The following is a 13,271-nucleotide window of genomic DNA, read 5'->3' on the forward strand; positions in this document are numbered from 1 at the left end:
TCTTAACTGTAAACTGTAAACCGTAAACTGTCAACTCAATTATAGTATTTCCCAACTAATACTGTTTTTAATAGTCTCCTGTAAGCTCTTCTCCAGCTACAATTTTGACTCCAGAGCTAGCTCCAATTCTTGTGGCACCTGCTTCAATCATCTCTTCGGCATCTTCTAAACTCCTAACACCACCAGAAGCCTTAACTCCTAATTCTTCCCCAACAACTTCTCTCATTAATCTGATATCTTCAACAGTTGCTCCACCTGTTCCAAACCCAGTAGATGTCTTAACAAAATCTACTCCTACCTCTTTAGCAACTTGACAAGCCTTCTTCTTTTCTTCTTCTGTCAAATAACAGGTTTCAATGATTACCTTAATTAAAGCCTTATTTTGAGCAACATCAACAACCGTTTTAATATCATCCCTAACAATCTCCCATTCTCCTGATTTTAAAGCCCCAATATTAATCACCATATCAATCTCATCGGCACCCTCTTTAATTGCCTTATTTGCTTCAAAGGCTTTACTCTCTGCTGTGTTGGCCCCTAGTGGAAATCCAATCACTGTACAAACCTTTACTGAACTATCTTCTAATTCTTTATTTATCAAGGATACAAAAACTGGATTAATACAGACAGAGGCAAAATTATACTCTTTTGCCTCTTGACATTTAATTATAACCTCTTGTTTAGTTGCCTCAGCACTCAATATAGTATGATCAATTATACTTGCTATCTCATTGACGTCCATCATATCCCTCCAGTTGGCTATATAATAAGTTTACACAAAACTATTCATGATAATAAATCCTAGATAAATACCAAAGACACCCATAACCCCTTTATCTTTTCAAAATAAGCATAAATAAGAATTAAATAACCTCTAATCATAGTTTAAGTTTTTTAAATTTTCAATACTTAAATACGTCTGACGTCTTACGATATGATTTTACTATATTATTCTCTTTTTGTCAATCTAACAACTATTTATTTTTACAATTTAGATTATTAAATAAAGAGCAACACCTACAACTAAACTACTTAACAATGTATAACCAAGAGTTATCTTCAATATGTTCCCTTCCAATCCTAATGCTCCTATAGTAGAGACACCAAGTAATATCTTAGCTGGAGCTACTGCTGAACCTAAAGAAGCACCAACTGCTTGACTAGCAGCAATCAGATAAGGAGGCAGTTCTAGCAATTCTGCTACTCCTATCTGTACACCTCCGAATAAGACATTAGAACTTGTAGTACTGCCTGTTAAAAATGCCCCTAAAATTCCAATGAAAGGAGAAATGATCGGAAAGTAATTACTACTTACTTCAATCATTCCCTGAGCAAACATATAAAGCATACCTGAATCATTCATTACTAATGCCATCATCATCAATAATAAGACAGTCAGGCTAGAAGAAATCCCTTGTTGATAGCTAGTTTTCAAAATTTCTTTAATCTGTCTAGAAACTAAAAAGCCTTTTAATAAGTAAATTATGATTCCTAATACTCCTGCTAATAATAAGAACGTAACTGGATGAGACAAGAAATCAATAACAGCATAACCTTCTTCTGGTTGAACTTGATAACCCAACATAGTAGTAAAACCTGGATAAGAAAATCCAACCGACCACTCTGGTAATAAATTTTCGAGTAGAGGAACCTGAGAAATCAAAGCTGTTCCAATCAAAATAAAATAAGGCAACAGCGCTAATTTTATTGACATTCCTTCATTATTCTTATTTTTTCTCTTTTTTTCTTTATTATTCCCATTTAATAAGATTAAAAACAATAGACTACCACTCAACCCTCCTAGTAATGAAGCTAAATGGGGAAACCCCAATTTAACAACTCCTAATTGTACTGTTCCCATCACCAGTCCAATCGGAAGAATATATTTCAGTGAGCTTTTAATCGCCTTTACTCCTCCTTGAAGATGAGCAACTGATAATCCAGTTATAATGATTGGTAAATAAAATAGTAATGTCGATACTAATCCTAATCGAATCGGTTCCAATCCTGTTACTAAACTGAGTGCATAAAAAGAAGAACCCATAGAACCAAATCCAATCGACCACGAATGACCGATCAAAACTGCACTCAGAGCAACCAACGGATCAAAGCCCATTCCTACCATTAATGAACCAATCACAGCCACCGGTACTCCAAAACCTGATATCCCTTGGATAAAAGAAGAAAAAGCCCAAGCTAAGGCTAAAATCTGTAGTAATTTATCTCCACTCAACCCCAACATAAAATCCTTAATCACTTCAAAAGCACCGACTATTTTTACTACATTATACAGGAATATTGCTCCCATAATTATCAAGATTACATATAAACTTAGACTAGCTCCCTTAGCAACCGCTATTCCAAGCTGTCCAAAAGTAAGCTTATAGTTAATAACTGCTATTATTAAGGCAGTTATTAAACTGAGCAAAGCAGCTATTGTTGATTTTATTTTTAAGTAAGAGATCGTAAATAAAAGTAAAACAATAGGTACCATAGCACTAATCCATAATCCAATACTAAACTCCATTATTCCAACTCCTTTATCGAAAGATTTCAGTACAATTATTAATTGACATGCGTTAACTTAATTAACATAACACAACAGCTTAAGTTTAAGTCCAAGTCTAAGTTTAAGTAAGAACTAAAACCCCTTATGTTTTTAACGATTGACTTAGCCTTACCTTCAGGTTTATAAAAACCTTTCGTAATAAAAACCATTTCCTCAACCTTAAACTTGAGCTATTTTGTAATAAAAATAAATCAAGGATGAATCAACTTCAATTGATTCATCCTTGTCAATTAGCTACCTCTATTAATAATTATAGTTTCTCTAAGATATCCTCAGCAATCTTGTCAGCCTCAAACCCAAATTTACGAGCCACTTCTTGACCTGGACCACTGGCACCGAATCGATCCATACTGACTAAATGATGATTAGCTCCTAGGAATCGATACCAGGCAGTTCCAATTCCTGCTTCAATTGCTACTCTGAAGGTATCATTATCCCCAAGTACTTCTGCTAAATAGTCCTCTCCTTGCTCAGCAAATAACTCTTTATCCGGTACTGAGACAACTCGAGCATTCTTTCCTTCTTCTTTTAATAACTGAGCGACTTCTACAGCTAAAGAAACCTCACTACCACTGGCCATCAAGACTAAATCAAGTTCTCCAGCTTCTTCAGTTACTACATATCCTCCTCGATCAATATCAGCTAATCCATTAGCTTTATCTAAATGAGGAAGATTCTGTCTAGTCAAGATCAGAGCTGTTGGCCCATCAGCTCTCTCCATTGCTTGCAACCAAGCTTCTTTAGTCTCTTCTTCATCAGCAGGTCTTAATACCGTCAAGTTAGGAATCATGCGTAATGATTCTACATGCTCAACTGGCTGATGAGTTGGCCCGTCTTCTCCAATATAGATTGAATCATGAGTGAAGACATAAACTACTGGTTGTTTCATTAAAGCAGCCATCCTAATAGCATGACGCATGTAATCAGAAAAGACAAGGAATGTAGAACAAAATGGCCTTAGCCCTCCCTCTAAGGAGATACCATTAACAATGGCTCCCATCGCATGCTCTCTAACTCCAAAACGGAAATTACGTCCAGCAAAATTATCTGCTTGAACTTCGTCATACTTGTCCAAATAAGTCTTATTTGATGGGGCCAAATCAGCAGAACCACCTACTAAGTAAGGAACCTGATCAGCTATCTCTTTCAAAGCAGCTCCCGAAGCCTTTCTCGTTGCAATTGGAGTATCTATCTCAAGCTCAGTAATAACCTCTCGTAACTCTTCAGGCAATTCTAAGTTAAGAGCTCGCTCTAACTCCTCTTTTAACTCTGGATTAACATTGGCCCATGCTGCAAATTTTTCCTGCCAAACTTGATATTCTTCAGCCAATTCTTCTTTTCGTTGACCCAAAAACTCTGTTACCTCTTCTGAAACATAAAACTTCTCATCAACTGGCAGACCGAACTCTTCTTTCATTCCTTTGATCTCTTCTGCCCCTAATGGTGCACCATGTGCCGCACTACTACCTTGCTTAGTCGGTGCTCCATAACCGATATCTGTCTTAGCTATAATCAATACTGGCTTATCTTGGATCTCTTTAGCTGCTTCAATAGCTGCTCTAATCTGCTCTAAATCATGTCCATCTACTTCTTCAATTACATGCCAATCATAGGCCTTAAATCTGTCACCTACTGATTCAGTAAATGTTAAATCTGTATCTCCAGCAATTGAGATTTGGTTGTCATCATAAATTGCAATCAACTTACCCAAACCTAAATGACCTGCTAAAGAAGCGGCTTCAGCAGTAATTCCCTCCATCATACAGCCATCTCCAAGTAATGTATATGTATTGTGATCGATTATTTCAAACTCATCTGTATTATACTTTTCTGCTAACATCTGCTCAGCAATAGCCATTCCTACTGCATTAGCAAATCCTTGGCCTAACGGGCCAGTCGTAGTCTCAACACCTGGAGTATCCATATACTCAGGATGACCTGGAGTCTTAGAACCCAATTGTCTAAATTCCTTTAAATCTTCTATGGATAAATCATATCCTGTTAAATGGAGCAAAGAATACAACAGTGCTGAACCATGTCCTGCTGATAAGACGAATCGATCTCGATTTAACCAATCTGGATCAGCTGGATTATGCTTCATCACCTCACCATATAATACTGAACCTAACTCTGCACATCCTAAAGGTAACCCAGGATGACCTGAATTAGCTTCTTCTATAGCATCAGCCGATAAACCTCTAACTACATTTGCTACTTCTTTCAACAATTTTATTCCTCCTTATTAAATCTTCGTCTTTTTTCTCCCTTCAATGATAACATTAAACAGCTTAGTTATCAACTTCTAACTTATAAAATATCAAATTTAACTGCTCTATCTCCTTGAGGGAAAATTTATCACCCCTTCAAATCTAAAATCCATTCAATCCATTTTAAGACTGTTTGGGCTCTTCTTCTAATAGTACTCTCACTTGAGATATTATATAATTTCTCCTTGTTCGCCAACATTATATCAACTACATCTTTCTTAGAAATTAGAGTTGATCTCTTCAAACATAATTTAAATACCTTATAGAAGATTTCATGTTCTAAGATAGATTCAACTATCCTTAAATTCTTCTTTTTTCTTCTCATTGTAATAATCTTACGTCCTAGCTTTGACAATTTCAATCTACTATCTTCTGACTTAATTAAGTCTAAATACATACCTGCTCTTGAATAATACTGAGCTTGTCTCTTATCAAAATCATATCTGGTACTTATCTCTTCTATGCTCAAAGGTTTCTCATATAAGGATTTCACTAAATCTAAGACCCTATTAAATGAATCTGCCTGGGGAAAAGGAATTTCAGGCTCTGGTTTTATTGTGACATCTCTAAAAAGCTGTTCGAGATCTCGTGAAGTAATAGATTTATCTTTGATTACATAATTTTTCTGAACAAGCAACTCCAGTGAATTATAGTTATTATGCTCTTTAAATTGATAAACAAAGAAACTGAATATATCATTAGAATAGAACATGAAGACTGGAACAACCTCTTTAGCAATCTTTTTATTCCATAACCTATAAGGATAATATAACTGTCGAATCAAAAAATCCTCTGAAAAGGAATTTTTAGCTTCGATTAAGATCAATTTATCTGTAGTTTCATAGCCACCATCTATTTCACATTGACTATTTTCTACTCTGATCTGATGATATAGCTCTTTTTCCTTATTTCTAATACTGAATTTGAAATTATTAGTAGACATCCTTCCACTCACAGTAGAAATTAACTCTTCACTTTCAATTAGATCATTTATTATTCCAGAGATAAGAGCAGATTTTAATACTGCTGCCTCTGAATATAAATCTTTAGGGTTTACACTTTCAATCCAGTCTGGAAAATCAACTTCTATCGGAGTAATCTCCTCATAGTTAAGATTGAGCTTTTCATAAACATCAAATTTACCAATTATATACTCACCTCTAGTAATTGGCAAAATGGTCAGATTGTGTTCAGAAAAAAGATATGGTAAATTACTTTCATGATCGAATTTAGTCATCAATCGTGCTTCCCTATACTTATTGATTTCACTTGATGTAATGGTAAAATAACCCTGCTCCTCAACCTGTTCAACAATAGGATAGTCTGCAAAGATTTCAGCCCACTTTTTATCAACTTTCCTATTACGATTTTTAGCCATTTAGATCATTCACTTCATAATTTCTAACTAAGACTTCTTTAATCTCTCCTCTTTGATCAGCTTTAGAGTTAATAGCTCTAGTAGCATCAATATATTCTATTGTATAATCTTTATAAAGCTCTAATATTAAATCAGCACTTGAATTAGATAGTAAAAATCTACACCCTCTTTTAGTTAAATTATCACATAACTTCTTTAATCTCTTCTGATCTGCTTCATCAAAGCCATCCCTAGTATAGCTAGTAAAGGAAGAAGTATCAGATAGTGGATGATAAGGTGGATCAAAGTAAACAAAGGCCTCTTTTCTCATATATTTGATTGCTTCTTCAAAGTCAGTACTCAAAATTTTAACCTCATTATTATTTAGATAACCACTGACAGCCCTTAAAACCTCTTCATTAACAATATTCGGGTTCTTATATTTACCAAACGGTACATTGAATTGGCCCTTTTGATTGACCCGAAAGAGACCATTAAAGCAAGTCTTATTTAAATACAGGATTCTCGAGGCTCTTTTCACATCCGATAGCTCTTCATATTCGGTAGTTCTATCTAATGCTCTTGTTTCATAATAGTAATCCTTCTCATTCTGATGAGTCTTTAGATCTGCAATTAATTGCTCAACTTTATCTCTAATTACTTTATAAGCATTGATCAATTCGTGATTGGCATCATTAATAATTGCTTTTTCAGGTTGTAGATCAAAAAGAACAGCCCCAGCACCTACAAATGGTTCGTAGTAAGTAGACATCTGTTTAGGAATTCTTTTTCTTAATTCAGGTAATAGCTGCCTTTTGCCACCTGCCCACTTTACAAAAGGTTTAATTAGTTTATTATCTTTCACCATTTCTATCTGACCTCCTAGAACATTTTTAATTGCAAAAAAAGATCCCCTAATTAAGAGGATCTTTCCAACTAAATATTTACTATTTTCCTTGCTCCCAATCATTCAAGAATTTTTCAATTCCAATATCAGTCAACGGATGGCTAGATAGCTTTCCAATTACATCGAAAGGAATAGTAGCAATATCTGCTCCAATTAAAGCAGCTTGCTTAACATGCTGAGGATGTCTAATACTAGCAGTAATAATCTCGCTTTCTAAACCGTAATTATCTAAGATAATTGCAATATCTTCAATTAATTGTAACCCTTCATGGGCTATATCATCTAATCTCCCTACAAATGGACTGATATATGTAGCACCTGCTTTAGCGGCTAATAAAGCTTGATTAGCTGAAAAGACTAAAGTTACATTAGTCTTAATTCCTTCTTCACTCAAAGTCTTAACCGCTTTTAATCCCTCAACTGTCATTGGAATCTTAATTACTACATTCTGAGCCAACTCTGCTAATTCTCTAGCTTCTTCAATCATCCCTTCTGCCTCTAAACTGATTACCTCAGCACTGACTGGGCCATCTACAAGCTCACAGATCTCTTTAATTCTCGTATGAAAGTCAACATCTCCCTCTTTAGCTACCAAGCTAGGATTAGTAGTAACCCCATCAATCACTCCTAAACTGGCTGCTTCTTTAATCTCTTCTAAATTAGCAGTATCAATAAAAAACTTCATCTTATCACTCCTTATTTTAGTAATTAGTGACTAGTAACTTATAATTAGTTATTAGCACTTTTATAATGACCTATTTATTATTAAATAATAAAATTAACTCAATAGCAAGTGATATTTCAAATTTAATCTAAAAATATAAAAATTAGGCCTAATTAATAGACCTAATTTTTTAAACTTTTTTATTCAGTTCATTTGCTTCCAATTATCCATAAATCTTAGTTGTCGTATCTAGAACCATCTCTGTCATCCGGTCAACACCCTGTTGAATCTTTTCTTTGTCAGCTCTAACCTGACTAAAGACATGATCAGAAACAGTTAAGACAGTAGCTGCTCTTAATCCATACTTAGCTGCAGTATGATATAACATCGCTGTCTCCATCTCTACTGCTAAGACACCATAATCAGCTAATTCCTTAACATGCTCTTCTGGAGTCCCATAAAAATAATCAGAAGTAGCAATTTGTCCTACATGAACAGGCATCTCCAATTCAACTGCACTATCATATAGGTACTTAATCAATTCAAAATCAGCTGGCGGGGCCAACGTAATATTCTGCTGCATCTGATTAACTGTAGTACCAATTGTAGCAGAAGATTGAGCAATAATCACATCTGCTTGCTCTAACTCTTCAGTTAAAGCTCCACAAGTTCCTACCCTAATTAATGTTTTAGCACCTAGCATCTTTAACTCTTCAAGCATGATTCCTGCTGAAGGAACTCCCATTCCTGTTGTTTGAATTGAGACCTCCACACCATTAAAAGTTCCTGTATAACCATACATCTCTCTGTAATCAGTATATAGCTTTGGATCATCTAAAAACTTTTCCGCCATATACTTGGCCCGTTGTGGGTTCCCTGGTAATAAAACAATATCAGCTACCTCTCCTTGCTCTGCTTCAATATGAATTGGCACCTTTAAATCTCCTCCTTAATATGTAATTAAAATTAACTTTCTTCTATACTAACAAAAAATAATCGTCAGACGTCTAACTTAACCCAGTTTTATCTTACTACATTAAAACTAATTTGTCAATAATTAAACCATAGGATAGGAATCCATGAATAAATATCAGCAAATCAAATATTTTTAATAACTTGATTTTCCTTATTCCTTATTTAAATCATAGTATATGAAATTAATTATTTATTATTTAAATCATTTTAAATAACATGCCTTTCTAGTCGTAATGGTTCTTGAGGCGGAGTAATTAAGAATAATTCTTCTCTTTCAGTCTCATCTAATTTATCAAAATAGATTAATTTTTTCAAGAATTCTAAGCTGCCTTCAACTTCCTTATAGCCTAATCCCTGACCATCATTTTTTTCTAAAATTTGATCTATAAAACTATACATCTCTTGTGCATATTGATAATGAATCGGGGCCAAATTGTTATTATCAATCAAAGTGATCATTTGATAGCTCTTCAAGCATTGATAACTGATATACTCTGCCATATCTTGATCATAAATCCTTGTTGTATTATATTGAGCTAAATCAGGCCATTCTACCATTGTATCTTCATCTTCTTGTTGATACTGCTCAAACTTATCTACCCATTGCTCCATTTGATCTGTCATCGCTAAATAACTTTTATAAGTATCTCCGCTACAATCAATCCAACCTCGACTCAGATAAAAGGTTCTACTACTCTCTGAATTGCCTTTAATATCTTGCTCCCCTAATAATAATGGAATACAGTCATGGACCATTGGTACCACTAAATTTGCTTTCTCCGCCTGTAAATCTTCAACCCCTCCACTACAAAAACCATAAGCTAAGATAATATAATCATAATCTTCTTCAGCCTCAATCTGATCAATCTTAGCTTGGATCTTACCCTTCATCTGTGAACAGTCAGGAATATCATGTAAACCTTGTGGTAAAAATTCAATCCTTACCTCCTGCTCATCACCAATTAGATCTAATAGTTCTTTATAAAATACACTACATGAAATAACTGCCTTCTTCATCTTCTTCCCTCCTCCTTTTTTCTAAAACTCCATTGAATTCATAAACTCTGTTTGAAACTCTGGACTAGAAGACAATTCTATATAGTTAACCTGCTCCCGCAATTGATCAGCATAGGATGTTATCTTTTGATCCATCAGATACATCTTGGCACCTATTCCAGCTCCATTACCAATCTGAATAATCTTATCTTCCACTTCTTCTGGTAATAAATTAATTACACAGGCATTATGTGGATCTAAATAATTTCCAAATCCTCCAGCTAAATATAGATTGTCAAGCATTCCATAGTCTATATTTGCTTCCTTTAATAATACTTCTATCCCTGCTGCTATTGATCCTTTAGCCAATTGAATCTCTCTAATATCCTTCTGCGTTACTAAAATATCCTCTTCAATTCCTGCTTCATCTGCTGTTAAGACTATATAAGATTTAAAGCCTTTATATTCTGTCATTCTCTCTTGCTGCCAAGATTCTAACTCTTCATCTTTACAAAAAGCTCCTTTACTATTCAAAAAGCCTGTAATAAGTAATTCTGCTACAATATCCAATAAACCTGAGCCACAAATACCCTTAGCAGGTTGCTCAGCAATGGTCTGATACTCAATTTCACCTTCAGCTGTAATTTTATACTTCGAGATTGCTCCAGGTATTCCAGCTACACCAAACATAATCTTGGCCCCTTCAAAAGCAGGCCCAGCAGCAGTTGAACAAGCATAAATATTATCTTGCTTGCCTAAAACCATCTCTCCATTGGTTCCAATATCTATGATCAAGTTCCAACTATCAGCAAAAGAATTAAAATCAACTGCCAACATATCTCCTACTATATCCGAACCTACATAACCAGAAATCGAAGGTAACAGCTTAACTACTCCCTCCGAATTAATATTAACTCCCAGCTGAGTTGGATCTAGCTCAACTCCTCCAGTAAAGATAGGAGTATATGGTGCTTTGGCAATCGATTCACCACTTAATCCTACTAAAGTATGTAACATGATTGTGTTACCTACAAAAGTCACTGTTAAAATATCATCAGTTTCAATTTCATTTTGATCAGTCAAACTTAATACACCTTCATTAAATTTCTTAATCAATACATTTTGCATCTCTTCAACCTTTGTCCGATCATCTAAAGTATAATTAACTCTCGAAATCACATCTGCTCCAAATACCTTTTGCGGATTATGGAATGAGTAAGTATCCACTTCTGCTCCTGTATTTAAATCAATTAAATATAAAACTACAGTAGTAGTTCCTATATCAACAGCAATGCCATATAATTCTTCTTTCTTACCTGCTTCAATTCCAATCAGTTCTTGACTATCAGTATTGATTATAGCAGTTAAAAAATCCTCTTTATCAACTTGATCTAATTGCTGCAATGCTTTTAAAGTTATTTCTTCTGTATTAGTTTTTTCTTGTACTCTGGTCAAAAAACCACGTTGATCATCTAAATCCGGTTGCTCAATTTCAAAAACAAACTTTTTTATTTGTGAATCCAAATCAACCTCTTGATTTATTCCTTCAGTCAAAATATCTAGTTCTACTTCCTTATCTATCTCCACTTCCATATCTACTGTTACTTTGGTTAAGCAAGCTAGTCTAATACCATTTTCTACTTCTTTATCTGATAACAGCTCTTCTTCTTTAGAACTTACTGGAGGAAGAGCAGATAAAACTTTCACCTTACACTTACCACAATGCCCTTGACCTCCACAAGGAGTATCTAGAGAAACATCATTGTGATGTAATACTTCTAAGAGATTTTGGCCCTGCTCCACTATTAAATCTTTTCTTTCATTATTTTGCCAAACAACAACCTGATGATCCATTGAACAATCCCCCTTTTAATAAAGATTAGTGCTCTCAGTTCAAGGCATAGCCTTTCATAATTCTCCCTACAAGTCTTATCAGACTTTCCGTAATAAAAGTCATTTGCTAAATTAAAGCCTGTTATAGATTTTATTAAAAGAAAACCCGATGGGCTTGCCCTCGGGATGAATTTTAATATTTCTAATGCAATTCAATATTGTATTAGAAATCCCAATTAATCTTAGCACCTATAATATCAGCTATCTCTTTGACTTCTTTGTATTTGATAGTACCTCTTGATAGTTTATTACTTAAATTTTGAACACTATCATCACGATTATGCTTTTCATTTAAAGCCTTAACTAAATCAGTCATGCTCCAACCTGTTCTAGCAAGATAAGATTTAATTTCCTGTTTAATAGTCAAAATAGACACCTCCTATAAATAATTATACTTATAAGTTTAAAGATTGTCAAATTAATTTAAATATATACTTGATAATTTAAAAAAATAATATATAATTAAACTATATAGTATAAAGGAGGTGAATATAATGATTAAGAAATTCAAACCAATTAACAAAGCATATAAGTTTAGAATTTATCCTAATCAAGAACAGCAAGAGTTAATAGATAAAACGATAGGTTGTTCTAGATTCATTTACAACGAATTTTTAGCAAAAGCTAAAGAAGAAAATTATCAATCATATACTAAATATTCCAGACAACTGCCTCAACTAAAAAAAGAATATGAGTGGCTTAAAGAAGTTGATAGTATAGCATTACAGCAAAGCCTTAAAGACCTAGATAGAGCTTTTAAGAATTTCTTTAGTGGTAAATATAATTATCCTAAATTCAAATCTAAAAAAAGTGCCAGACTATCATACAGAACTCAAAAATTTATCAGACCTAGTGGTAGTACAAATATTGAAATCAAAGAAAACTACATCAAATTACCTAAACTATCTTGGGTTAAGTTTGCTAAATCTAAAGAAGTTAAGGGTAAAATTAATAATGTAACAGTTTCTAAATCTAGGACAGGTAAATATTATATCTCAATTAATGTTAGACAAATTCTAAAAACAGTTGTTAACAATAATCAAGGTGAACTAGGATTAGATTTAGGAATTAAAGATTTCTTAACTACCTCTAATGGAGAACATATCTCAAATCCTAGACATCTATCTAAATACGAAGATAAATTAGCTAAACTTCAAAAAAGATTAGCTCGTAAAGAAGAAGGTAGCAATAATTGGCATAAACTTAAAAAGAAAATTGCTAAAGTTCATACTAAAATTAAGAATGTTCGTAAAGACTTCCTTCACAAACTATCCACTAGATTAGTTAAGGAGAATCAACTGCTAGTCATAGAGAATTTAAATGTGAAGGGTATGCTAAAAAATTCTAAACTAGCAAAACATATCTCTGATTGTGCTTGGAATATGTTTACGTGCGACTTGTTGCTAAATTAAAAGTTTAGCCTAGTTATCGGAAGATAATTAGAACTAAGAGACCTAAATAGTCAAATGAGAGGGTAACGCCTTGAAGGGCTGTCGATAATACTCCGAATTGCATTTGGTTAATTAAGTAATGAAATGTAATAAGCTCGGTGAAGTCAAGTGAGATTAACCCCTAACTTAGCTTTGCTAAGAGGAAATGTACCTAGAGATAGGTAAGGTTAAGATAACTTGGTCGTCTATAAA

The 13,271-nt window shown here is 33.9% G+C and carries 11 protein-coding genes; 1 reads left to right on the top strand and 10 read right to left on the bottom strand.

The window, feature by feature from the left end; all coding sequences use genetic code 11:
• Positions 1-67 precede the first annotated feature (67 nt).
• The 10 genes from deoC to MWH25_RS04080 form a co-directional block, all read right to left on the bottom strand.
• The gene (deoC, locus tag MWH25_RS04035) at positions 68-742 is read right to left on the bottom strand and encodes a deoxyribose-phosphate aldolase (protein ID WP_248626127.1); all 675 of its coding nucleotides are present in this window, start codon (positions 740-742) and stop codon (positions 68-70) included.
• Positions 743-991: 249 nt separating this feature from the next.
• Positions 992-2,527 (bottom strand): L-lactate permease, encoded by a 1,536-nt coding sequence (locus MWH25_RS04040; RefSeq protein ID WP_248626129.1) that lies wholly within the window; start codon positions 2,525-2,527, stop codon positions 992-994.
• A gap of 292 nt (positions 2,528-2,819) precedes the next feature.
• Positions 2,820-4,796, bottom strand: a complete 1,977-nt coding sequence (gene tkt, locus MWH25_RS04045) for a transketolase (protein WP_248626131.1) — start codon at positions 4,794-4,796, stop codon at positions 2,820-2,822.
• A gap of 128 nt (positions 4,797-4,924) precedes the next feature.
• Positions 4,925-6,214, bottom strand: coding sequence for a type II restriction enzyme (locus MWH25_RS04050; RefSeq protein WP_248626133.1), 1,290 nt, complete (start codon positions 6,212-6,214; stop codon positions 4,925-4,927).
• Positions 6,207-7,061 carry a DNA adenine methylase gene (locus MWH25_RS04055; protein WP_248626135.1) on the bottom strand — a complete coding sequence of 285 codons (855 nt, stop codon included), beginning with the start codon at positions 7,059-7,061 and terminating at the stop codon, positions 6,207-6,209. Before MWH25_RS04055 ends, MWH25_RS04050 begins: the two co-directional genes overlap by 8 nt.
• Before the next feature lie 79 nt (positions 7,062-7,140).
• The gene (fsa, locus tag MWH25_RS04060; RefSeq protein WP_248626137.1) at positions 7,141-7,785 is read right to left on the bottom strand and encodes a fructose-6-phosphate aldolase; all 645 of its coding nucleotides are present in this window, start codon (positions 7,783-7,785) and stop codon (positions 7,141-7,143) included.
• A 202-nt stretch (positions 7,786-7,987) separates the two neighbouring features.
• Positions 7,988-8,698: a DeoD-type purine-nucleoside phosphorylase gene (locus MWH25_RS04065; protein WP_248626141.1), complete on the bottom strand. Its 711-nt coding sequence runs from the start codon at positions 8,696-8,698 to the stop codon at positions 7,988-7,990.
• Positions 8,699-8,946: 248 nt separating this feature from the next.
• Complete coding sequence (locus MWH25_RS04070; RefSeq protein ID WP_248626143.1) at positions 8,947-9,756, bottom strand: DUF1638 domain-containing protein; 810 nt, start codon at positions 9,754-9,756, stop codon at positions 8,947-8,949.
• A 21-nt stretch (positions 9,757-9,777) separates the two neighbouring features.
• Positions 9,778-11,589, bottom strand: coding sequence for an ASKHA domain-containing protein (locus tag MWH25_RS04075; protein ID WP_248626145.1), 1,812 nt, complete (start codon positions 11,587-11,589; stop codon positions 9,778-9,780).
• A 202-nt stretch (positions 11,590-11,791) separates the two neighbouring features.
• The gene (locus tag MWH25_RS04080; protein ID WP_282706877.1) at positions 11,792-11,995 is read right to left on the bottom strand and encodes a DUF6471 domain-containing protein; all 204 of its coding nucleotides are present in this window, start codon (positions 11,993-11,995) and stop codon (positions 11,792-11,794) included.
• Between the two features lie 127 nt (positions 11,996-12,122).
• On the opposite strand from MWH25_RS04080, the gene MWH25_RS04085 reads away from it, so the two are divergent.
• A complete protein-coding gene (locus MWH25_RS04085; protein ID WP_248626149.1) occupies positions 12,123-13,040 on the top strand; it encodes a transposase in 918 nt (305 codons plus the stop codon).
• The last annotated feature ends 231 nt before the right edge of the window (positions 13,041-13,271 follow it).

The sequence above is a fragment of the Natroniella acetigena genome (assembly GCF_023227745.1).
Taxonomy (GTDB): domain Bacteria; phylum Bacillota; class Halanaerobiia; order Halobacteroidales; family Halobacteroidaceae; genus Natroniella; species Natroniella acetigena.